Raw genomic sequence first — 22892 nt, forward strand, 5'->3', positions numbered from 1 at the left:
GATCTCCGCGGACGCCGGCGCGGCCCGCCGGAAAACGACCCGCGGCACCGAGAACGGACACGCCTCCTCGCAGGCGCCGCACGCGTCGCAGCGCGCGGCGTCGACGGCGCACACGGCGACCTCGCGCCCAGAGACCTCTCCCTTGTCTGCAGGAGCTTTCATTGAGCACACTTTTGACCTATTTTCTTTCGAACGCAAGACGGCGCGGCGCAACAAATCGAGTGGAGGAGGCATCGCATGAAACGTACCGAATTCCGGTTGACGCTCGCGCTCCTCGCCGGCCTCGCGGCGCTCGCGCCGGCCGTCGCCTCGGCCCAGGGCGAGGCGGCGGACGCCGGGACCGAGGAGGAGGCCTACCAGGAGGAGGAGTACCAGCCCGGACCGGCCGCGGCCCCGATCCCCGCTCCTGCTCCGGAACCTTCCCCTGCCCCGGCCCCAGCCCCGGCTCCTCCGCCTCCCCCTCCTCCTCCTCCGTCCAACTGGTCCACTTCGTCCACTCCGTCCACTTCGTCCACTCCTCCCGCTCCCCCTCCCGCCCCTCCTCCGCCCGCCCAGAAGCCCCAGCCGCTCAACAAAGACGGGACGATTTCCGAGGACGGCGGGAAGGACGAGGACGAGGACGGCCCGTTCGCGTGGTTCTCGGTCGCGCCCGAGGTCGGCCTCGCGATCTATCCGGCCGCGGACATGACGATCCAGGGCATCCAGCTCACGATCAACAGGCGCATCGGCTTCGTCGGCAAGTTGCACCTCGATCTCGGCGGCGCCGGCCTGTCGGTCGATCTCGCGCCGCTGATCGAGGCCGAGGGGAGCGGCTCTTTCAAGCTCGACGGGAGCCAGGGAATCGGCGGCGGCATGGGCGGCGACTACGTCGGGTTCGGCGGCGAGCTGAGCATCCTGTACAAGTTCCGCGCCAAGAGCTTCTTCCCGCACATCGGGATCGGCTTCCACGGCACCTACCTCACGAGCGACGCGCTCGAGTACGGCTCCGAGCTGTTCGGCCGCATCCCGATCGGGTTCACGTGGTACATGGCCGAGAACATCGGCCTCGTGTTCGAGCTCGGCATCATGTACGGCGTGACCGGCATCCGGTGGAAGTTCACGGACGCCATGAAGGCGGCGCTGCAGGCCGATCTGGAGGAAGAGTACGGCATCCCAGCGGGGACCGAGCTGCCCGACGACAAGGACGAGCTCGACGCGTTCCTCGCGGAGCACGACCTGGAGGACGATCCGGACATCAAGGAGAAGCTCGTGCAGTCGATCGCCGGGAAGACCCTCCAGTTTGGCGACGGCTTCGGCTTCGACTTCATGCTCGGCCTGAGGTTCCCGTAGCTGCGGGGGGATGATTTCGCCGCGAGATGCGTTACGTTGTCAGTGCAAGAGGAAAGGGGGAATCATGAGAACCGAGCACCTTTCACGAATCGCCCTGGCCGCCGTCGTCGCGCTCGGGCTCGGCGCCTCGGCGTGCGCCGCCGGCAAGGTCAAGATCACGAAGACCGCGAAGACCATGATAGGGGACGAGGTCGTCCAGTGGGACGGCAGCAACAAGGCGGCGGCGCCGGGCGGCTACAACCAGGCCGCGCTGAAGAAGTGGCTGAAGAAGTCCGGCATCGAGCCGAAGAAGCTCGCGATCGCGATCACCCGCGACGTCCGCGCCTGCGACCTGAACGGCTCCAACGTCGAGGTCGCCGGCAGCTACGACTACGACGGGTTCAAGGCGGAGTTCGACTACATCCTGAACGAGCACCACGCCGTGCCGATCCCGATCGACACGCCCGCGAACGTCGTGAAGCGGTGCAACCAGACCGCGTCCAAGTCGCTCTCCATGGGGATTGCGCGATCGCTGCGCGACAACGAGAAGCTGTAGGTTCGCTATCGAAACGTGCGGTCCGCCCGGCTCTCGGCTATAATCGCCCCTTGCCTTTGCGCTGCCAAAGGGAGGGAAACAAGATGAAATCCTTGATGCTCGCGACGCTCGTCCTCGCGCTGGCCGCGTTCGGCTGCAACCGCGTCGGCCCGACCGCGTACGCCGCGGACGGCGGCACGGACAGCGACACCGACACCGACAACGACACGGACGTCGACACGGACGCCGACACGGACGTCGACACGGACGCCGACACGGACGTCGACACGGACGCCGATTCCGATTCCGACTCGGACGGCGATTCCGATTCCGACTCGGACGGCGATTCCGATTCCGACTCCGATTGCCCGTACGACTGCACGTGGTCCGACGAGTGCTGGGGGAGCGGCGGCTGGGTGATCGACGGCTACCACTGCGACGACCCGGATCTCTCGTGCTGCGTCTATGAGGAGATGTATTGCCCGTACGAGTGCCTCGGCGAGACGGCTTGCAACAACGCCGGCGGCGAGATCGACTGGTCGTACGATTGCGACCTCGGGTACTGCTGTTACCTCGAGGATCCGCCGCCGGACTGCCCGGAGCAGTGCCTGAGCCCGATGCAGTGCTCGAACGGCGACGGCACGCAGCTCTCCGGCTACCTTTGCCCGTACGGCGTCTGCTGCGAGCTCCCGGATCCGCTGCCCGAGTGCATCTACGACTGCGTCGATCCCGGCACGTGCGTCTCCTCGGGCGGCGTGACGCACCCCGAGTACGCCTGCGATCCCGCCGGACAGTGCTGCGACCTCCCCGACCCCGAGGAGTGCCCGTACGACTGCATGTGGTCCGACGAGTGCTACGCGAGCGGCGGCTGGGTGGTCGAGGGCTACGACTGCGGCTCGGACGAGCTCTCGTGCTGCTACCTCGAGGAGATGACCTGCCCGTACGAGTGCTACCCCGACGAGGAGTCCTGCTACGACGCGGGCGGCTTCGCGATGCCCGAGTACACCTGCGACGCCTCCACGGGGATGGGCGCGTGCTGCTACGTCGAGTGGATCCCCGAGCCGTGCCCGTACACCTGCGTCATCGACTTCCTGTGCTCGTGGTTCGGCACGACGTACTACGAGTACTCCTGCGACTCCGGCGTGTGCTGCGACTTCTGAGCCCGCGGCAAAAGACCGAGGGTCTTTCCGGGGCGTTCGTGATAGAGTGAGCCGCTCTCGCTGGAAGAGCTCTTGCCGTTTTCATCGACACAGACAGGAAGTGTGAACGATATGACGAACAGCATAGGTCCGCAGGCTCACAACGGCAGGGTCTTCCTCGATCCCGCGCACAGCATCACCGGCCTGCCCGCGCGGACGGTCGGCGACTTCTGGCAATGGGCCTACTCCGACGTCCTCTCGAACCGGAACCGCTCGATCTTCGCGGAGTACCTCGTCGGCGTCGCGCTCGAGTCGGTCGAGAGCCCCCGCGTGGAGTGGGACTCGGTCGATCTGCGCTACCGCGACGCCAAGATCGAGGTGAAGTCCGCGGCCGACGGCCCGATCTCGAACGGGGACCCGGCGAAGCTCCACTTCAGCATCCGGAAGTCGACGTCCATGGAGCCCGCGGAGGGCGAGGCCGGCGGCGAGGCCGCGCGCTTCGTCGATGTCTACGTCTTCTGCCACTACCTGGAGCACGCCGAGGAGCGGACCGACCCGCTCGACGCGGCCGCGTGGGACTTCTACGTCGTTTCGACCAAGACGCTGAACGCGAAGTTCGGCGAGGCGAAGTCGATCGCGCTCGGCTCCCTGCAGCGCCTCGCGAAGGCGTGCAAGTTCGACGCGCTCCGGGCGCGGGTCGACGCCGCGGTCACGCGGATGGATTGAGGCGGGTGATTGACATTACTCAACCTATTGAGTTATTTTACTCGATACATTGAGTAGTTTTCGATGACCGCGGTATTCAGACGCTCGATGTTCCCGGCTCTCCTCGCCCGGCTCGAGGAACCGCGTCGCTTCATCCAGGCGTTGGCCGGCGCTCGCCAGACCGGAAAGACGACGCTCATTCACCAGCTCCTCGAGGCGCACCACGGCCCCGGTCACTACGCGACCGCCGACGAGCCTGCGCTCAAGGATCGCCACTGGATCGAGCAGCAATGGGAGATCGGGCGCGCCGCGGCGCGCAAGGGTGAAGGCGCGGTGCTGGTGCTCGACGAGATCCAGAAGCTCCGGGATTGGTCCGAGACGGTCAAGCGGCTGTGGGACGCCGACACCGCGGCGAGGCTGCCGCTGCGGGTCATCGTGCTCGGATCCGCACCGCTGCTCGTACAGACAGGGCTCTCCGAGAGCCTCGCCGGGCGCTTCGAGGTGATCCGCGTCCCGCACTGGTCCTACGCCGAGATGCGGGAGGCGTTCGGCTGGTCACTCGATCAATTCGTCTTCTACGGCGGCTACCCGGGCGCGGCGCCGCTGGTCGACGAGCCGGAGCGCTGGCGGCGGTACGTGCTGGACTCGCTCATCGAGCCCACGATCTCGCGCGACGTCCTCCTGCTCTCCCGCGTGGACAAGCCGGCGCTCCTCCGCCGCGTCTTCGAGCTCGGGTGCGGCTACTCGGCGCAGGTGCTGTCGTACACGAAGATGCTCGGCCAGCTGCAGGACGCCGGCAACACCACGACCCTCGCGCACTACCTCGAGCTCCTGAAGGCCGCGTGCCTCGTCGAAGGGCTGGACAAGCACGCCGGCCAGAAGGTCCGCAGGCGCGGCTCGAGCCCGAAGCTCCAGGTACACGACAACGGGCTGGTCAGCGCGCAGCGGGAGCTCTCGTTCGAGGAGGCGAGGCGCGACGGCGCGGCGTGGGGCAGGCTCGTCGAGTCGGCGGTCGGCGCGCGGCTCGTCAACGCGTGCCTCGGGACGCAGGTCGCGGTGCGCTGGTGGGCGAGCGGCAACGCCGAGGTCGACTTCGTGCTCGTCAAGGGCGAGAAGGCGGTCGCCATCGAGGTGAAGAGCGGCCGCAGCCGCGGCAAGCTGCCCGGGATGGAGGCGTTCTCGCGGAGCTTCGACGTGCACCGCAAGCTGCTCGTGGGCGGGGACGGGATCCCGCTGGAGGAGTTCATGGAGGCGGGGGTGGAGGAGTTTTTCTGAGGGGGAAGCTGAGGAAGGGAAGCGACGTCCCCTATCTCCGCCTAGAGACCCAGATCATCCAGCGTCGCCACTCTCCGCATTCTCCCCTTGGATTCGTAGGGTTCGGGGAAGTCCTCGTCCCCTTCGTACCACTCCTCCCCGTCACCCAACGCCTCTTCGATCTGGAACTCGTCGGCGCCGATGATCGCATACTTAAAGTCGAAACTGTTGTAGTCGCTGCTGTACCACGCCTGCGCCGAGATCGTGTCGCCGTCGTAGCTCCAAGCGGGCCATTCCTCCGTGATCTCGATCTGGAATATGTCGTACGGGGGCTCGTCGATCCGGTAGCACTCGTATTGCTTACCGTCTTCCGCAAACACCACGCCATACAGGTGTTCAGGATCGCAGGGCTCTTCCGCGGTGCCCTCGGTTTCGCAGGAAAGCCAGCAGCCGTGGAGGAACGAATGATCGGCATCCGTGTCGGTATCCGTGTCCGTATCCGTATCCGTGTCCGTGTCCGTATCCGTGTCGGTGTCGGTATCGGAGTCGGAGTCCGAATCGGTGTCGGAGTCGGAGTCCGTGTCGGAATCTGAGTCCCCGTCGGAATCGGAGTCTGAACCGCCATCGTCCTGGCAACCGAACAGAACTCCAACATTCCAGAAGAAGATCAAACCCATTGCCCCCAGCTTCATGGTTTCCATCGATTCCCTCTTTCTGCCGAACCTTGAGCCCGGCTACGATGCTCTTCGACAGCCCATCAATTTGTATCAATTATTGTCTGATTGACGCAAGCGTCCTGCGGAAGCGGTCCTCTACGGAACCACGCAATACTGAATGTCGCAGTTGTCGTTCGGGCACCACTCATCATGCTGAGCGGTGTCGTAACATGAATACGTGCACAGTCCATCCGGACACGCGGCGTCGCTGAGGCCACCTACCCCGTCCACGCTGCACATCCCCACGTCGCTCGTGCAGTCGGCGCCGAAGCTGTAGTACGCGTAGCACGTCGTCATGGGCGTCCAGACGAGCGCGGGGGTGGTCGGCGTGTTGCGCGTCTCGCACGCCATGCCGTTTGCTGGTGCCGCTGCCGTGGTGCACGTGCGCAGGCACACGAAGTGCGTCGAGCCGGTCAGATCCTGGGCGCAGGCGTAGCCGGTCGGGCAATCGCCGACGGTCACGCACTCCCACGTCGGCGGGTCCGCGTCCTCGGGATCGACCCAGCACGTGCAGGTGTGGTCCGGCGTGCACACGCCGAGCGGCGATTCGCCGTCTTCGCGGCAATCCGCGTCGTCCAGACACTCGACGCACGTGCCGGCCTCGCCCGCGGTCTCGGCGTAGCAGATCGGCGCCCCCGGCAGGCACGTGTCGCACGAGTCGCCGCAGTGCTCGGCCGTGTCGCACGTCACGCATTCGTGGTCGTCGCACCACTCGCCCGCCGCCTCGCAGCCGTTCTCCTCGTCGCAGTCGAGCGGCGTGCCGCAGCCGTTGTCGTCCGTGCCGCAGTCCCAGCCGAGATAGTCGCAGTCCGGGTCGGGCTCGCACGTGTCGGTGTCCGCATCGGTGTCCGTGTCCGTGTCCGTGTCCGTGTCCGTGTCCGTGTCGGTGTCCGTGTCGGTGTCCGTGTCGGTGTCCGCGGCGCCGCCCGGCTCGACCTCGTCGAGATCGGCGAACGTGCCGCAGGAGGCGAGGAGCAGCGAAAGGAGCAACGGTCTCCGCATCCTAGAACCTCCCCTCGAGCGCGAGGCCGCCGCCGTTCGGCAGTGCAAAGGGCGCGAGCGCAACCCCCTCCCCTTGCCCTCCCCCGCCGGGGGAGGGTTGGGTGGGGGCGAAATCCGTGAAGAACCCCATGACGGTCGTGGCCGCAGCCGCCGCGATCGCGAAGCCGAGCAGCACGCGATCCGCGACCTGGAGCCTATGCGCCGCGTCCCAGTCCGCCTGGGAGCGCTCGGCCGCGCTCTCGTCCTTCAAGCCCTTGTACCGAGCGTACGTCGCGATGTCGGTCGCCGCGTACGCCACGACGAGCGCGCCCGCGACCCCCACACCGGTCCAGAAGATCGCGGGGCGGAGCGGTCGTGGAGAATCGGAGGCGCCTGGGACGGGGGCAGCCGGTGGGACGGGGGCAGCCGGTGGGACGGGGGCAGGCTGGGACTGCGGGGACAGCTGGGACGGTTGCGACCCGGCCGAGGAGTCTCCGGGCTGCGAAGCCGGCTTCTGCAACGTCAACGCCACGGTGCCGCGCACCCACTCGAGCACCACGAAGAAGCCGGCCGTGCGCTCGTCCGTCACCGCCGCGCGCCGCGCGTGGACGATCTCGACGCGGTAGCTCGTGTGCTCGTCGTCGGTCACGGAGACCGCGATCGCCTCGTCGGCGTCGAGCGCCTCGGCCACGGCCTCGAGGCACGCCCGCTCCTTCGCCGAGGCCGCGCACGCCGGGCTCCGCCTCACGGCGTCCGTCACCGCCGCGCCGCGCACGACCTCGAACCCGGCCTGGATCGCGCCCTCGGCGACCTTGTCCTCGACCTGCCGCGCGGCGTCCGCCGCCTCGCCGGGCTGGAGCTGCACGTACTCGACCGGCACGATCGCCGCCTTCGCCGCGCCCGCCGCCGCGGGCGCGAGGATCAGGATCAACCCCGCCAGGATCGCATGTCCGCGCATCGGTCCATGGGTACGTCATTTCTTGCCGTGGATCAAACATCCGCGGTTAAATGGCCGCCATGGATCAACCCTCCAGCACCCGCGCGCAGCGCGTCGCCTGGTGCTTCTACGACTTCGCGAACTCCGCGTTCCCGACCGTGATCGTGACCGCGGTGTACGTGCTCTACTTCAAGGGCGTCGTGGCCTCCGGCACGTCCGGCGAGTCGGACCGGCTCTGGGGCGCGGCGAACTCGATCGCCGCGGCGCTCGTGTTCCTCACCGCGCCGGTGCTCGGCGCCGTGGCCGACGTGTCGGGGCGCAAGCGGCTGTTCCTCGCGATCTACGCGTTCACCTGCGTCGCCGCGACCGCGCTCCTGTCGCTCACCGGGCCGGGCACCGTGGCGTTCGCGCTCGTCGCGTTCGTGATCGCCGCGGTCGGGTTCGAGGGATCGTGCGTGTTCTACAACGCGTTCCTGCCCGAGCTCGTGCCCGAGGATCGGATGGGGCGGCTGTCCGGCGCGGGCTGGGCGCTCGGCTACGTCGGCGGGCTGATCTGCCTGCTCGCGGTGCTGCCGCTCGCGGAGCGCCACACGGCGCTCGTGCCGCTCGTCGTCGCGGCGTGGTTCCTCGTCTTCTGCCTGCCGAGCCTCGCGCTCCTGCGCGACGCCCCCGTGCCGGCCCGCGATCCGGGGGGACCCTCGCTCCTCGCGCTCGGCGCGCGGCGCTTCCGTGACACGCTCCTTCGGCTGCGCGAGCACCGCCCCCTCGTGCGGTTCCTCACCGCGTACTTCCTCTTCGAGAACGCGATCGTGACGGTCATCGTGTTCACCGTGGCGTTCACGGGCGACACGCTGAAGTTCGGCATGACCGAGAACATCATCCTCATCATGGTGATGAACGCGATCGCCGCGCCCGGCGCCCTCGCCTTCGGCTTCCTCGCGGACCGCGCCGGGTGCAAGCGCACGCTGGTCGCCACGCTCGTCATGTGGCTCGCCGTCGTGGCCGGCGCCGAGATCGCCGCGTGGCCGGGGCTGTTCGGGATCGAGGGCGCCAAGTCGTTCTTCTGGGGCGTGGCGGTGCTCGCGTCGCTCTGCATCGGCGCGTCGCAGGCCACGGCGCGGACGCTCGTGGGCAAGCTCGCGCCGGCCGGCCGATCCGGCGAGTTCTACGGCTACATGGCGTTCACCGGGAAGGGCTCCGCGATCCTCGGGCCGGTCGTCTTCGGCGCCGTGTCGGCCGCGACCGGGAGCCAGCGCGCGGCCGTGCTCACGATAGGGGTGTTCTTCGTGGTGGGGCTGGTGCTGCTGCTCCGGGTGAAGGAATCCAGGGTCGACGCAAGCGTCGCCCCTACTGCGAGACTCTGACGCGCTGCACGACGACGTTGAGGTGCTCTCCCTGGTGGATCACCTCGAGCATCACGACCGTGCCGAGGCGCCCCTGGATGGCGGCCTTCGCCTGCGCGACCGACTGGACCGGCGTGCCGTCCACCGCGACGAGCCGATCCCCGACCGCGAGCCCGGCGCCCGCGACCTGCGAGCCGGGCTGCACCATCTTGACGATCACGCCGCCCGAGGGCCCGGTGCCGAGCTTGACGGGCAGCCCGCCCGGGCCGGAGGGCGAGCCCGTCACCAGGAGCTGATCGGTCTGGCCGAACTCCGGCGAGTACGACGTGCCCTCGGTCGCGGCGCCCTGCGCCGGCGCATCCTCGCTGTGGGTGATCGCGACGACGCCGAGCGGATCTCCCGACTCCTCGTCGCCCGGCTCCGCGCCCGCGTACTGCTCGCCGCCGAACGATCCGGGCTCGACGAGCGCCGGCCCCGCGGGCAGCGGCTCGATCACGAGGTCGTCGCCGGCGGGCGCCGGTGCCGCGATCGGCTCCCCGAGCACGAGCTTCACGTCCTCGGCCGCGGTCGCGCCTATCACCTGCGCGCGGATCGCGCCGTCGACCTCGGCGGTGACGTGGTAGGCGCCCCTGCCCGCGCCCTCGAGCACGAAGCTGCCGTCGCCCGCGGTGTTGCCGAGGATCACCTGCATGAGGTTCCGGCCGAGCGCGCGGGCGGTGATCGCCGCGTCCGGGACGCCGTACCCGCGCTCGTCTGTGACGCGGCCGCGCAGCGTCGACTCCGCCTCGGGCAGCGTCATCGACATCTCGAGCCGCTCGCCCGGGCGCCCGCGGATCGACGCGCCGGCCGGCACCCTGCCCTCCGCGATCGCCACGACCCGGAACGCGCCGGGCAGCCCCTTGAGCTCGGCGAACCCGTCGGTCCCGGTCTCCGCCTCGACGAGCAGATCCTCGTCGCGATCGTAGACCGACACGCGGGCGCTGCGGATCGGGTAGCCCGCCTCGTTCAGCGTCCGCAAGGAGACGGTGGTGCCGGGCTGCACGACGATCTCGGCGTCGGGCGGCTGCACCCCGGTCGAGAGGTCCAGGATCGCGGCCGTGGCCGTGACGAACTCCGGGTGCGAGGCCGAGAGGATGACCCGGCCCGCGGGCAGGCCGTCCACGGCGAAGCGGCCGTTCCCGTCGGTCGCCCGCCAGCCGCCGAGCGGCGGCGCCGGGAGATCCGGCACCGGGATCTGCGGGGGGCCCGCGAGCGCGGTGCCGTCGCGCGGCCCCGCGACGAGCCTCGGCCAGCCGCCCGCCGCGGCGGCGAGCACGTGCTCGAGGAACGCGTGCTGCCGCGAGCCCGAGATCGCTGTGCGCGCGTCGCCGAGCTCGAGCTGTGCCGCGATCGACGCCCCGGCGACGGGCACGCCGTCCCGCGTGCGGACGACGCCGCGCGCCTCGATCCCCCGCAGGAGCCGCACCGTCACCTCCTCCCCCGGGCCGATGGAGCGCGGCTCGGAGCGGACGTAGCCGGGCGCGAACGCCGCGACGACGTGATCGGGACGCAGGAGCCCGGGGATCCGCGCGCCGCCCTTCGGGTCCACCCGGGTCACGCGCTGCAGCATCGAGGCGGTCGCCGGGCCGACGGTCGCGATCGCGAGCCCGACGGGCGCGCCAGTGCCCGCGTCGAGGACGCGCAGCTTCGCGGGCGCCGACGCCGCGAGGCCGAGCACGACCTCGGCGCTCGGGCCGACCTCGACCGATATCGGCTCCTCGGCGACGTACGCGAGCGTGCCGTCCGCGGAGCGGGCCCGTACGAGGTAGAGGCCGGGCGCGAGACCGACGATCTCCAGGCGGCCGTCGTCCGCCGTGCGCGCCTCGCGCGCCGGCCACAGGCCGCTGCCGGCGAGCTGCACCTCGACCGGCCCGAACGGCCCTCCGTCCGGGCCTTCGAACCTGAGCTTGAGCCCGCCGCCCGGCTCGAGCGCGATGTCCGCGGCCGCTCCGCACGGCGTGCTCTCGAGGCTCCCCACCGCGCGCCCCTCGGCCCACGCCCAGATCTGGTAGGCGCCGTCGCGATCGACCCCGGGGAACGAGAAGCGCCCGTCCGCGCCGGTCGCGGCCGAGAGCGGCAGCTCCGCGGTGGCCCCCGGCTCGTCGAGGAACCGCAGCCGCACGATCGCGCCCTCGATGGGCGCTCCGCCCTCGTCGTGAACCGATCCCGAGTAGAGGCAGTCCCCCTCGAAAGGTCGCCGCGCGCCCGCCCCGGCGACGGAGCCGTCCGCCGCGGAAGCCGCCGTGATCGCCGCGCCGCCGTCCGGCCCGGCCGAGCCCGCGCCGCCCGGGCCGCCGCCGAGGACGCGGAACAGGATCGCCATGACGCCGGCTCCGAGCGCGATGCCCAGGGCCAGGATCACGAGCGTCCGGCGCGTCGAGGTCGACATGCCGAAAACGCTAACACGATTCCCTTCATCGAAAAGGCCATTTATTTCCGTTGATCGCCGCGCGCGGTCCATAACAGCAATGTCCCCCCTGCGCGGGGGCGTGCTATGTAGGGTTCCGCTCCCGCCGGGCGCCGCGCCCGCCGACGGAGCGCATTCATAGGATCGAACGATCTATCGGAGGATTGAAGCATGACATTCACCGAGGCGGCGCTCGCCGTGCTGGAGCGCGAGGGCCGGTCGATGCAGGTCAAGGAGATCGCGGAGAAGGCGCTCGCGTGGAACCTCCTGTCGCACGTCGGCAAGACGCCCGTGCAGACGATGTCCGCGCAGATCTCGGCGGCCGTGGCCAAGGGGCCGAGCAAGAGCCCGTTCGTCCGGGTCAAGCCGGGCGTGTTCGCGCTCGCGAGGTGGGACGGCAAGGCGCCCGGGCCGAGCAAGGCCCCGAAGGAGCCGCCGCAGCCCGCGAAGCCGCCGCAGCCCGCGAGGCCGCCGCAGCCCGCGAAGCAAGCGCAGCCCGCGAAGCAAGCGCAGCCCGCGAAGCAAGCGCAGCCCGCGAAGCAGCCGCAGCCCGCGAAGCAGCCGCAGCCTGCGAAGCAGCCGCAGGTCGCCGCCGCGCCGGAGGCGGACGGGAACGGTGAGCCCTCTGGACGGAAGAGGCGGCGCCGCAGGCGCAAGAAGCGCGGCGGGGAAGAGAGCTCCGCGGTCCCGCCGGCGCCCGCGCCGCAGCCGGAAAAGCAGGCTGCCGCGCAGGCCGAGACCGGCCCGCAACCCGCTTTGCGACCCGCTCCGCCGCCAGCGCCTCCTATCAAGCCCCGCGAGAACGGCGCGGACGAGCAGGACCTCGCGGACCGGATCGAGGCGTTCCTGCGCGGCCAGTCCCGGCCCGCATCGGTCGAGGCGATCGCCGAGCGCCTCGGCTTCCGGGGCCGCTCCGGCCGCCTGCTCGTCGAGGCGACGCTCGTCTCCGATCGGCTGGAGCAGGAGCAGCGAGGCGAGCGGCCGCGCTTCACCCAGCACCGGGGCGGGTTCTCCCTCGCCGAGCGCGAGGTGAGCGGCGAGATCATCGCCCTCGAGCAGCAGATCGCCGAGTCCGTGGCGCGGCTGCGGCGGCTCGCGGAGCAGAAGCTCGTCCGCAGGATGCGCTCGCTCGACCTCAAGTCGCTCGCCAAGCTCGTCGCGCTGTACCTCAAGCGGTTCGGCTTCGGCGAGGCGGAGCCGGTCGAGCGCGGCGGCGAGGACGAGCTGCACCTCTCGGTCCAGGACAGGCGCCGCGGCGGGCGGTTCCGCACGGCGATCGTCGTCCGGCGCGACGGTGGCCGGCCGCTCGCCGCCGACGCCGTCACCGAGCTGCGCGGCTCGCTGCACCACTACCTCTCGACGCGCGGCATGATCATCACCTCGGGCGGGATCTCGGACGAGGCGCGCGCCGAGGCGGAGGTGCAGAACCTCGCGCCGATCGCCCTCGTGGACGGCGAGTCGCTCGCCCGCGAGCTGATCCGCTTCGGCGTCGGCATCCGCGAGAGGAGCGTGCGGCTGCCGATCCTCGACGAGGCGCTGATAGGCGAGCTCGGGGGCTAGGCCAGGGCCGAGGGGGCGATGAGCGACCGCAGCGCCACGAGCAGCTTCACCTTCAGCGATCGGGAGATGCCGGTGCGCTTCGGCAGGTACCACCTGCTCAAGCGCCTGTCCGCGGATCCGGTCGGCGAGGAGTTCCTCGCCGCGTGGGGCGTCGACGAGGGCGTCGACCAGCTGCGCGTCGTGCGCTGCGTCTACCCGAAGATCGCCGAGGAGGTCGAGTTCGTCGGCCTCTTCTCGGAGGAGGCGCGCTCCCTCTCGCGGCTGTCGAGCGCGAACGTCGTGCGCGTCATGGAGGTGGGCCGCGAGGGCGACATCCCGTTCGTCGCCCGCGAGCACGTCGAGGGCGTGGCGCTCGACAGGCTCGTCTCGCTCGCGGCGGATCGCACGCTCCTGTGGCCGTGGGAGCTCGCCGCGCACGTGACCGCGGAGCTGCTGCGCGGCCTCGACTACGTCCACCGCCGCGAGGATCTCCACGGCCAGCCGATGGGGATGCGGCACGGCGACGTGCGGCCCGCGAACGTCCTCGTCTCGTTCAACGGCGAGGTGCGCCTCACGAACTTCGGCTCGAGCCTGCGGTTCATCGCGGACGAGCGGACGAACGCCCGCCTGAGCGAGCTGCGCGGCCGCTTCCTGCCGCCGGAGGGCGTCGACGAGCACTTCCCGACCGTGGCCGCGGATCTCTGGGGCGGGGCGACGATCCTCCTCGCGATGCTCGGCGGCAGGCTACCGTCCTCGCGCCCGGCGCAGTCGGACGCGCCGCTGCAGCCGTGGACCCCGCCGGCCATGTCGATGCGCGTGGAGGCGATGCCGCCGGTCATCGACTCCTTCCTGGTCCGCGCGCTGAACCCGGACCTCGAGTACCGGTACCCCACGGCGGCGGAGATGCGGGCGGCGCTCGTCGGGATCATGGGCGAGCACGTCACCGGGCACCCGCCGGACGATCTCGCCGCGTGGGTCCGCGAGATCGCCGACGCGGATCGCCGCGCCGAGGCCGAGCTCGTCCGCCGCGTGCTGCGCGCCGAGCCGAAGATCGTGCTCGACGCGGCGTCGCAGGGCGCGAGCGCCCTCGGCCCGGGGAGCGTCCTCGATCACCGCTACCACCTGATCCGGAAGCTCGGCGAGGGCGGCATGGGCGTCATCTACGAGGCCGAGCACCTCGGGCTCGGGCGCAAGGTGGCGATCAAGGTGCTGCACGAACGCGTCATTGACGACGACAACGCGCTCGAGCGGTTCCGGCGCGAGGCGCAGATCATAGGCTCGCTCGGGCACCCGAACATCGTGGCGGCGTCCGACTTCGGCGAGACGGCCGAGGGGTACCACTACCTCGCGATGGAGCTGCTCGAGGGCGTGTCCATGTCCGAGCGGATCGCGGATCGCTCGCTCTCGGCGCGCGACATCGCGCGGATCGCGGCGGAGGTGTGCGACGGCCTGCAGGCGGCCCACGAGGCGCACATCGTCCACCGCGACCTCAAGCCGGACAACATCTTCCTCACGCAGAGCGGCGCGCGCATCCCCGACTTCGGCATCGCGAAGAGCACCGGCCTCGACGCCGAGACCGAGTCGCTGACGCGCACGGGCAACATCTGCGGCACCGCGGAGTACATCGCGCCCGAGCAGATCCGCGGCCTGCACCACGATCCGCGCTCCGATCTCTACGCCGTCGGCGTGATCATCTACGAGGCGCTCACCGGCGAGACGCCGTTCCGCGGCCGGACCGTCGGCGAGACGCTGTTCAAGTCGATGAACGACAAGCTCGTCCCGCCGGGCAGGCGCTGCGGCGACAAGACGATCCCGCCGGCGCTCGAGGCGATCTGCATGAAGGCGCTCCAGAGGCGCGCGGACAAGCGGTTCGCGAGCGCGGCCGAGATGGCGGCGGCGCTGCGCGGCCTCCTCCCCGCCAAGGGCGCGGTCGCGCGGCCGGCGGCGAGGCGGCGGCGTCCTCTCGCGATCTGGATCGCCGCGGCGATCGCCGTCGTCGTCGGCACCGCGTGGGCCGTCTCGCGGATGGCGCCCGCGCCGCGCGAGCCCGTGTCTCCCGAGCCGGACCGACCCGCTCAGTCGGAATCGCCGGTCCCGCCGCCTGTCCCAGCCGTCTCGGAGGTCCCAGCTGTCCCGCCGCCTCCCTCCCAACCGTTCGTCGAGGTGATCGCCGAGGCCCCGCCGCGCGGCGCCGAGGACGCGGAGGACGGCCGCGCGCTCGCGCTCGACAGGGCGCTCAAAGGCGAGAAGGCGCTCGCGGCGATGCGGTTCGACGAGGCGCAGGAGGCGTTCGAGGAAGCGGTGCGGCTCGACACCCGCCTCGCCCGCGCGTGGATGGGGCTCGCGAAGGTCGCGTTCCAGCGCGGCGACTACGCGACCGCCCTCGCCAAGGCCGAGCGCGCCGCGCGCGGCGCCCCGGGCAACGCCACCTACCGGAACTACGCGGGCCGAATCCACCTCGCCGCCGGTCGCCGCGACGAGGCCGTCGCGACCTGGCGGGACGTGCTCGCGGCGTCCCCCGGCAACGCCGAGGCGACGCGGCTGCTCGAGAAGGCGGGAGAGAAGGTCGGGCCCTGAGGACCGCGGCCACGAGGGCCGCGGGCCGCGCCTGGTCTGACCAGGAAAACCGATCAGATCGAAGCACACACCTCCATCGCCGCCTCCATGCTGCCGTGACCGCCACGGTCCGGCTGTCGGGTCGTTTCGAATGAAAATCTTCAATATCTTGATTCCTTGTTGCGCGAAATATCGGGCGCGCTGAAACTAACAGAGCAAGATGTTCCTCTCGGGGGTAGTAAGAATGAAATTGCATGTCGGTCGTATGACGTCCTTCTGGCTGGTGGTGGCCCTGTCCGCCGTGTTCTTCTCGTGTCCCGCGTGCTCGGACGACGCGCACCATCACGGCGATCCGGACGGCGGCGACACGGACGCGGACACGGATACCGACACCGACGGCGATTCGGACGCAGACTGGTGTCCGGAGCTAGAGACGTCGTGCGGTGCGCCGACGGCGCTCGAGTCGTGCGGCGATGACACGCTGGACGCGCCACGCCTGATCTTCCCGCTCTCGGGTCGCCACATCCGCGACCGCAGGCCGGAGATCGTCTGGGAGGTTGCTGACGGCGTGACGCAGTACCGGCTCGAGATCGCGCGGGATCGGGCGTTCACGGATGTCGTGTACCGCTCAGGCGATAGTGAGCCGTATCCCGGTTACGACGATCGCCTGCACCACATCGTGGCGTGCGACCTCGACTGCGGTGTCCACTTCTTCCGCGTGGTGTCGGTAACGTCGCCAGAGTGCGAGGTCGGGAGCGCGAGCTTCACCTGGGAGATGTTCGTGGGCATGGCGCCGGGAGATTTGGACCGCGACGGCGTGCCGGACGTGGCGTTCTGGTCGTTCGCTCCGGGCGAGAGCGAATTCGATCCGAGCTACCTGCAAGCCTGGGCGTTCTTCGACCTCGATGAGAAGGGGGGGCAGGTCGTGGAGCCGGTGAAGGTGGCGGAGATCGAGGTGGACACGAAAGAGGCGGTGTTTAACTTTCATCAGCAATACACGGACGCGGTGTTTCCAGGAGACACCAACGGCGACGGATACGCCGACCTCGCGATCGTTTATTCCTACTACGACGAGGAAGGTATCGAGGAGTCGGTACGAACCAAGATCTTCGTGTTCAGCGGGCTGCGGGCGGGCGTAGTACAGAGCGGGGAGGATGCCATCCTTGCTGTTCAGAGCACGGCAGGGAAGCAGTATCAGGAAGAATCCTATGGTAGCACCGGCAACAATTTCCGTTTCTCTGACATCAATGGCGACGGGCTGACGGACCTTGCGTTTACGCTCTACGCGCCGCTTGCCTCGACCGACTTCCCGAGCGAGATGCGCGTGTTCTTCGGCAGGACCGAGCCGCAGACGGATCTGACCTTCGACGACGCGGACGCGGTGGTGCCGTGCCCGGACTGGTGCACCTCGGACTATGGATTTCGTTGGGGCTTATCCATGGGTGACGTGAACGGCGACGGTTTCGGGGATGTGGTTGGCAAGATCGAGCGAGAGGGTGAATGGTATTACTGTTTCCTTTCCGCATACGGTTCGGAAACCTTTTTTGGAAACGTGGACTTGCCTTCGAGCGTTGCGCTGCTCGAGCCCGCAGCGATCGGCCAACAATGGGGCGACTGGGCCTGGGGTCGCTCACCCGAGATCATGTACCCGATCGGTGATGTCGATGTGGACGGATACCTGGAGGTCGCAGGAGGTGTCCTAGCGACGGATGTAACCGAGCCGGACCCGGTCTCGACCGGCGGATTCTTGGTTCTGCAAGACGATCTCGCGCCGGGAGACCACGCATTCGACACTATCGGGGACTGGCTGTTCGTGGGCGGGTTCACGGTCCTCGAGGAGGAGACGACCGAGAAGCTGTCCACCATCCAGGGAGTTGGCGATCTGGACGGCGACGCCATCGACGACCTCTACTTCTTCAGCCGCTACTACGGCGGCTCGCCGCCGGGCCGGGTGTTCACGGTCGACGGCCGGCCGGCGTGGGACACCATCCACGACGTGAGCCTGGCAATGGACTTCATTACGATCGACGACTCCTGCAAGCTGGTCGGCATGATCGGGGACGTGGACGGTGACGGCATCAACGACGAACTGCACTTCGTGAACCACGGCATCGTGTTGTCGAGCACGGGGCAGTTCATTGAGATATACACGGACCTGTTCGGTTTCTTCACCTGGCCGGCGATTTACTGACGGAAGAGCGGAAACGCTCGCAACGAGAAGGGGGGAAAGCCATGCGCAATGTGGGTATCCTCGTTTTGGCGATCGCGGTCACGGCCTCGACAGGACCGGTAGCGGCGATCGCCGCCCCGACGCTCAAGCCGTTCCCGATCGACACGAGCCGTTCGCTGCTCGTGGAACCCGATGTCGATTCGATCGGGTCGAGCGATGATGCCGTTTCGTCGCTCGACGAGGTAGACGCCGAGGAGGAGGCGCTGCTCGACGGCACTTTACTCGAGGCGATGAGCGTGCCGTGCGAGCCGGGAGTTGTCAGATCGGCGAGCCGGGAGGCGCTCGAGGCGCTACTTGCAGGCACCCCGGCCGATCTGCGCGGCACCCAGTACCGCGCACCGTGGTTCCAGGCGTTCCCAGATACCCAGTCGTTCCCCGAGGCGGCCGACGCGTCCGCCGCGCTGTGGCGCTGGAGCGAGCTGGGCACGGTGGGCAAGGTGCGCTCGACGTCGCCCTGGCCGCTGTGGCAGAACCCGGGCGCGCCGCCGACCGACGACGCGGGCCGCGAGGCCGTGGCGCGCCTGTTCCTCGTGCAACAACGGCGGCTGATCCTCTACCGGCCGGCCGTGGATACGCTGGAGGTTATCAAGGTCGTCACCGGAGTGGACGGAGGGTTCACCGTCTTCTTCGGCCAGACGTACCAGCAGCTCCAAGTGCTCCAGGCCCGGGTGATGGTGCGATGCGACGTCTTGGGCGATGTCTTTTCGATGCAGAGCTTCTTCGTGCCGAACCTGGCCGTGGACACGGTGCCGACCGTGCCCGCTTCGGAGCTGTGGGAGATCGTGATGGCGAGCGGCAACCCGGTGTTGGCGGGCGGCACCTTCGACTTCTCGCGCGGCCCGGAGTTGGTCGTGATGCACACGAACCTGGACTTCTGCTCCGGCTCCCTGACGTGGGACTTCGACGTGATCGCCTCGACCGGCGAGACGTTCTCGTACCTGGTCGACGCGCACCGGGGCACAGTGCACGGGTGGGCGCCGCTCGACTTGGAGGACGCGGACCATCAGAAGCTGTTCAACCTGTACGGCAACCACCCGCGGCAGGGCGACGTGACCGACTGCTTCGACGGTACGCAGGACTGCCACTGGTTCTCGAATCTGGACGAGGCGATGACCGACGCAGACGTTCAGGCGGACTGGCCGGTTCCAGCCGTCGTGATAGCAGCCGATCCAGACTTGGGAAGATTCCGGTGTTCGCAGAAATGCTCGGAGGAAGGCGGGGCCGACTGCGCGGTGCCGCCTGACTTACTATGGACATTCCCCGATCCCGCGGCCACGGGCCGGTACAAGACCGCCTACGACTCGACGGATCCACTCGGCGACGGGGACAAGGAGTGTCCGGGCTTCGTGTCGAACGATCCGAACAACCCTTGGTCGCAGTCTGCCTGGAACAACCCGCCCAGCGGCGATCAACGCTACCACCCGTGTCGCTGGATCGTCGATGACCTCGGCGAGATCGAGGCTTGGGTCGCGGACATGAGCGCGATGCTCGGCGCGGACTCTGCGACCACGAGCAACGACCTGTTCGCGGACGTACCCGATGTCGAGGTGCTGGCGAGCGAGCCGATCCGAACGGCGACGGTGGCGGGCGATCCCAGGGCCTTCTTTTTCACGCCGTGCTCGACCGACGGGTTGGGGAACCCGATCCCCAGCTCGGGCTGGGAACCATGGCGCGACGATGACTTGGACTACGACAACGACCACGGTCTGGGCATCGGTCAGCGCCAGTACCACTTCCCGCACTTCCCGTTGGGCAGCAGCTACTTCTCGGTGGGCGGCGGTTGGGGTGGTCAGCACATCCTGCTGTCCGCACCGCGCTACGACTACCTGGACCACGCCGGCCCGGATCCGGGAAACTGTTCGATTGTCGATCCGGAGCACAGTAACCTCGGCGTGGACGACACGCTCTACCACGAGATGGGGCACTACTTGTACAACGGTGTGCCAGGCGGGCACTACATCAGCGCGGGCCTGGATTCGACCTCGCCGTTCAATTCGGCCGATCCCGCCGCGTGCGTCCTGTGGCGCGGGATCTACACCGAGACTGGCGCCGACCTGATGGCGGCGATCCTCGAGTATCGGAGGTGGAAGGCGGCACACGACTTGGACCCGAACACTCCCGATCGCCCGGACTGGATGTACGGCGAGGGGCTTCGCGGAAGCGGCCGCGACATGCAGCGCCCCGACGGAGAAGATCGCAACCCCAGACACCCCGAGTCCCTGAACGACTTCCACATCGTGACCGAACCTGGAGAGGGAGACACGTTCGCGGGCGAGCACGAGTCGGAGATCCATACGACCTCCGGAGCGATCAGCCGGTTCTACTTCCTCATGGGCAACGACATCTGCGACGTCGACAACGGCTGCGGTGCCGGCTCCGACGCGTTGAGCAACGCCGGGCACTGCTCGTGCTGGTCGGATGTTGGCGGCCCTGCGACTCAATGCGCCGACGATGCCACACCCGTCTACAACCGATCCCAGGAGAAGTGGCACACCATCAATCCGCCGGACTCGTGCAAGCACCAGCTGCCGGACACGGTTCCCGGAACGCCCGGCTTCCAGCAGTGGCACAACGGCGTGGAGGTCACGTCGCTGGATACGTCGCTGGACCCGACCCTGCCAGAGGACGGGCTGGAGCGGTTGGGCCGGATCCACGCTCGGATGCTCTACCAGGCGGACGTGGACACGTTTACCTTCACGCCGACGATGCCACAGGACTTCATGGACGCGTTCTTCTCGGCGTTAATCGAGGAGACCGGCTGGTCCTGGCCGGATCCCTTCGGCGCCGAGGAGGTGGCGTTCTACCGCGCCCGAGACGCCGTCGGCTTCTGGACGCCGATCGGCAACTACTTCGAAAACCTGGATCCCGACGTCGCCGCCGAAGGGATCACCGCAGCGATGGTGAACTGGGGACCGGACCCATCGAATCCTACCCAGGCATGGAACAGCGAGTGGCTGTTCGGCTTCAACCCGGACACCCACCGGATCGGTCTTCTGGTCCGTCCGTGCTGGAACCAGGACCACGACGGTGACGGCGACATGGACTACTGCTTCGCGTCCGCTCCGTGGACCTACCTCGTTGCGGACAAGCCGAGCGACTCCGGTTGGTTCATTCCGCTCGGCGTGCCGAGCTTGGATGTCAACGACGCGGGCGATGCGGCGTTGGACACGAACCACGGCCTCTGGATCGTCTACCGCGCCGTCGGCGGCCCGAACCCGGGGATATGCAGAAAGATGGTGCCCGTGTTCCCCAACCAGGGCTACCCGTCGACCCGCCAGTGCGACTGGACACGCGCGACGAATTTCAGACCCGGCGCCGGCCATGCGCTTGATACCGCTACCAGCACGACGCGCGAGGTCGTCGTCTTCGCCGATGCAAACGATGGCGACCAGCTGAAAAGTTTCGAGTGGGGTATCGCATCGAGTATCAGGACCATCCCGATCGCCGGTCAGTGCGCACCGATCTCCCCGTGGCGACCAGAGGTCGTCACCCACGGCGGGTTCGTATGGGCGCTTTGGACGGGTGCCATACCGGGCAGCGGACAATCGGCACTCTGCTACTCCCGCTACGTTCACGACGCCGCACCCTCGTATTGGGAGGCTCCGAAAGCGATTCCGTTCGAAGGTGAGATTACGTCTTGCGGTGACAACTCCCGCGTGCTCGCCGGGCCGCCCAGCGCCACGGTGCGCAACGGGATCGTCAATGTTGCCGTACGCGATCGAGATCTCGCCACAGGAGATATGTTCAACGGAGAGTCCTGGGTTTGGATGATCCAGCTCGCGGACATCGACCCACCTGGGTTCGCGCCTGCCAACGGCGAGTTCTGGGAATGCAACAACACGCCCGAATGCGCGGGAAGCTGCAGCGCCGACTGCGGCGGCAGAGACCTCTGGGAGGAGCGCAGCCCGTGGGTGCCGCACGCGGAGTTCGACGCGACGCTTCCGGAGATCGGCCCGCTGACCACGACCCAGCACTTGCGGAGCATGGCGACCACGAGCACCGGGCAGAGGCAGGACTACACTTTCTTCTACAACCCAACACAGATCCAGTCGCTGACAGCGGTCCTCCCCGCGGACATGTCGGTCTGGGTCAGGGAATCCTGGTAGAAACTAGAGGCGACCACGTAGTTCCATTTTTCAGAGGGCCGCGGGGTCGAGCGCCGCGAGGAGCGATTCCCTACAGCAGCCCGGCGATATCCTCCGGCAGCGGGCTGACGATGCGGATCGGCTCCTTCGTGAACGGGTGGACGAACGCGAGCTCGGCCGCGTGGAGCGCGTGGCGGCGGTGCCCGGCGCGGCGCACGAGCTCGTCCGTCGGGCCGGTCTCGATGTACTCGAGGAAGAGCGTCTCGTCCGGGCCGTACATCTTGTCGCCCACGATCGGGTGGCCGACGTGCGCGAGGTGCGCCCGGATCTGGTGCTGCCGCCCGGTGCGCGGGTGCAGCTCGACGAGCGACCGCTCCCCCCGCACCTCGATCGTGCGGTAGTCCGTGAGCGACGGCAGCCCGTCCGGATCGCGGCACCCCATCTTGACGCGGATCGCGGAGCTCGCGTCCGAGGAGAGCGGCGCTTCGATGCGGCCCGCCGGCGGATCGAGGGCGCCCGTCACCACCGCGAGGTAGGTCTTCGACATCTTCCTGTCGGCAAACATCCCCTTGATCGCCCGCTCCGCGTCGATTCCCTTGACGCACAGGACGATGCCGGAAGTCTCGCTGTCGAGCCGGTGCGCGATCATCGGGTGCGGCTTCCCGTAGCGCTCCTCGAGCAGCGCGGTCAGCGTGTTCTTGAAGTAGCGCGCGGTCGGGTGGACCGGCAGGCAGGGCGGCTTGTCCACCGCGAGCAGCCACTCGTCCTCGACCAGCACGCCGAAGCTCCTCGGCGTGTCCGGCTCTTCCGGCGGGCGCTTGTACACGGTGATCCGCTCGCCGGCGCGGAGCACGCGGTTCGGCTTGACGGCGAGCCCGGCCTCGTCGAACGCGTTCTCCTTGAGGATGCGCTGCACGCGGGTCCTCGAGAGCCGCGGGACCCTGTGGGCGATGTAGCGATCCGCGCGCCAGCCCGAGAACTCCCGCGCGACGACGAACGTCAGCTCGATGAACTCGGGGTCGACGTGCTCGGGGCGCTCCACCACGGCGACAGAGTACCAGACGGCGCGAATTCGTTAACCCGATCTTGGCGACGTGTGGCACTTAGAGACCGGGTAG

The 22892-nt window shown here is 68.8% G+C and carries 15 protein-coding genes; 10 read left to right on the top strand and 5 right to left on the bottom strand.

Annotation, left to right across the window (positions count from 1 at the left end; genetic code table 11):
* The first annotated feature begins 237 nt into the window (after positions 1–237).
* The 5 genes from M0R80_11000 to M0R80_11020 all read left to right on the top strand — a co-directional run bounded on the left by M0R80_11000 (position 238) and on the right by M0R80_11020 (position 4962).
* Complete coding sequence (locus tag M0R80_11000; GenBank protein MCK9460156.1) at positions 238–1329, top strand: hypothetical protein; 1092 nt, start codon at positions 238–240, stop codon at positions 1327–1329.
* A gap of 64 nt (positions 1330–1393) precedes the next feature.
* Positions 1394–1864, top strand: coding sequence for a hypothetical protein (locus tag M0R80_11005; GenBank protein ID MCK9460157.1), 471 nt, complete (start codon positions 1394–1396; stop codon positions 1862–1864).
* Positions 1865–1947: 83 nt separating this feature from the next.
* A complete protein-coding gene (locus M0R80_11010) occupies positions 1948–3003 on the top strand; it encodes a hypothetical protein (protein ID MCK9460158.1) in 1056 nt (351 codons plus the stop codon).
* 111 nt (positions 3004–3114) lie between these two features.
* Complete coding sequence (locus M0R80_11015) at positions 3115–3708, top strand: hypothetical protein (protein ID MCK9460159.1); 594 nt, start codon at positions 3115–3117, stop codon at positions 3706–3708.
* Between the two features lie 63 nt (positions 3709–3771).
* Positions 3772–4962 carry an ATP-binding protein gene (locus tag M0R80_11020; protein MCK9460160.1) on the top strand — a complete coding sequence of 397 codons (1191 nt, stop codon included), beginning with the start codon at positions 3772–3774 and terminating at the stop codon, positions 4960–4962.
* 41 nt (positions 4963–5003) lie between these two features.
* On the opposite strand, the gene M0R80_11025 is transcribed toward M0R80_11020, so the two are convergent.
* The 3 genes from M0R80_11025 to M0R80_11035 all read right to left on the bottom strand — a co-directional run bounded on the left by M0R80_11025 (position 5004) and on the right by M0R80_11035 (position 7596).
* Positions 5004–5642, bottom strand: a complete 639-nt coding sequence (locus tag M0R80_11025) for a hypothetical protein (GenBank protein ID MCK9460161.1) — start codon at positions 5640–5642, stop codon at positions 5004–5006.
* Positions 5643–5753: 111 nt separating this feature from the next.
* Complete coding sequence (locus M0R80_11030; GenBank protein MCK9460162.1) at positions 5754–6659, bottom strand: hypothetical protein; 906 nt, start codon at positions 6657–6659, stop codon at positions 5754–5756.
* Between the two features lies 1 nt (position 6660).
* The gene (locus M0R80_11035) at positions 6661–7596 is read right to left on the bottom strand and encodes a hypothetical protein (GenBank protein ID MCK9460163.1); all 936 of its coding nucleotides are present in this window, start codon (positions 7594–7596) and stop codon (positions 6661–6663) included.
* Positions 7597–7655: 59 nt separating this feature from the next.
* Between M0R80_11035 and M0R80_11040 the strand changes: the two genes are divergently transcribed.
* Complete coding sequence (locus M0R80_11040; GenBank protein MCK9460164.1) at positions 7656–8939, top strand: MFS transporter; 1284 nt, start codon at positions 7656–7658, stop codon at positions 8937–8939.
* Here M0R80_11040 and M0R80_11045 read toward each other — a convergent pair.
* A complete protein-coding gene (locus tag M0R80_11045; protein MCK9460165.1) occupies positions 8923–11346 on the bottom strand; it encodes a PDZ domain-containing protein in 2424 nt (807 codons plus the stop codon). The two genes, M0R80_11040 and M0R80_11045, sit on opposite strands and share 17 nt — an antisense overlap.
* A gap of 189 nt (positions 11347–11535) precedes the next feature.
* On the opposite strand from M0R80_11045, the gene M0R80_11050 reads away from it, so the two are divergent.
* The 4 genes from M0R80_11050 to M0R80_11065 all read left to right on the top strand — a co-directional run bounded on the left by M0R80_11050 (position 11536) and on the right by M0R80_11065 (position 21795).
* Positions 11536–12924, top strand: coding sequence for an HTH domain-containing protein (locus tag M0R80_11050; GenBank protein ID MCK9460166.1), 1389 nt, complete (start codon positions 11536–11538; stop codon positions 12922–12924).
* An 18-nt stretch (positions 12925–12942) separates the two neighbouring features.
* Positions 12943–15480 carry a protein kinase gene (locus tag M0R80_11055; protein ID MCK9460167.1) on the top strand — a complete coding sequence of 846 codons (2538 nt, stop codon included), beginning with the start codon at positions 12943–12945 and terminating at the stop codon, positions 15478–15480.
* A gap of 244 nt (positions 15481–15724) precedes the next feature.
* On the top strand, positions 15725–17650 hold the full coding sequence (locus tag M0R80_11060) for a hypothetical protein (GenBank protein MCK9460168.1): 1926 nt from the start codon (positions 15725–15727) through the stop codon (positions 17648–17650).
* Between the two features lie 41 nt (positions 17651–17691).
* On the top strand, positions 17692–21795 hold the full coding sequence (locus M0R80_11065; protein ID MCK9460169.1) for a hypothetical protein: 4104 nt from the start codon (positions 17692–17694) through the stop codon (positions 21793–21795).
* Positions 21796–21865: 70 nt separating this feature from the next.
* Here M0R80_11065 and M0R80_11070 read toward each other — a convergent pair whose 3' ends face one another.
* Entirely contained in the window at positions 21866–22819 is a 954-nt protein-coding gene (locus M0R80_11070) for an RluA family pseudouridine synthase (protein MCK9460170.1), read from the bottom strand.
* Positions 22820–22892 lie beyond the last annotated feature (73 nt).

It is taken from the genome of Pseudomonadota bacterium (assembly GCA_023229365.1).
GTDB lineage: Bacteria > Myxococcota_A > Polyangia > JAAYKL01 > JAAYKL01 > JALNZK01.

Bases quoted from the DNA above. Each gene is read 5' to 3' on its own strand.
- M0R80_11045 (MCK9460165.1), bottom strand. From the start codon at position 11,346: ATGTCGACCTCGACGCGCCGGACGCTCGTGATCCTGGCCCTGGGCATC.
- M0R80_11035 (MCK9460163.1), bottom strand. From the start codon at position 7,596: ATGCGCGGACATGCGATCCTGGCGGGGTTGATCCTGATCCTCGCGCCC.
- M0R80_11050 (MCK9460166.1), top strand. From the start codon at position 11,536: ATGACATTCACCGAGGCGGCGCTCGCCGTGCTGGAGCGCGAGGGCCGG.
- M0R80_11020 (MCK9460160.1), top strand. From the start codon at position 3,772: ATGACCGCGGTATTCAGACGCTCGATGTTCCCGGCTCTCCTCGCCCGG.
- M0R80_11010 (MCK9460158.1), top strand. From the start codon at position 1,948: ATGAAATCCTTGATGCTCGCGACGCTCGTCCTCGCGCTGGCCGCGTTC.
- M0R80_11060 (MCK9460168.1), top strand. From the start codon at position 15,725: ATGACGTCCTTCTGGCTGGTGGTGGCCCTGTCCGCCGTGTTCTTCTCG.
- M0R80_11040 (MCK9460164.1), top strand. From the start codon at position 7,656: ATGGATCAACCCTCCAGCACCCGCGCGCAGCGCGTCGCCTGGTGCTTC.
- M0R80_11015 (MCK9460159.1), top strand. From the start codon at position 3,115: ATGACGAACAGCATAGGTCCGCAGGCTCACAACGGCAGGGTCTTCCTC.
- M0R80_11030 (MCK9460162.1), bottom strand. From the start codon at position 6,659: ATGCGGAGACCGTTGCTCCTTTCGCTGCTCCTCGCCTCCTGCGGCACG.
- M0R80_11000 (MCK9460156.1), top strand. From the start codon at position 238: ATGAAACGTACCGAATTCCGGTTGACGCTCGCGCTCCTCGCCGGCCTC.
- M0R80_11055 (MCK9460167.1), top strand. From the start codon at position 12,943: ATGAGCGACCGCAGCGCCACGAGCAGCTTCACCTTCAGCGATCGGGAG.
- M0R80_11005 (MCK9460157.1), top strand. From the start codon at position 1,394: ATGAGAACCGAGCACCTTTCACGAATCGCCCTGGCCGCCGTCGTCGCG.
- M0R80_11025 (MCK9460161.1), bottom strand. From the start codon at position 5,642: ATGGAAACCATGAAGCTGGGGGCAATGGGTTTGATCTTCTTCTGGAAT.
- M0R80_11065 (MCK9460169.1), top strand. From the start codon at position 17,692: ATGCGCAATGTGGGTATCCTCGTTTTGGCGATCGCGGTCACGGCCTCG.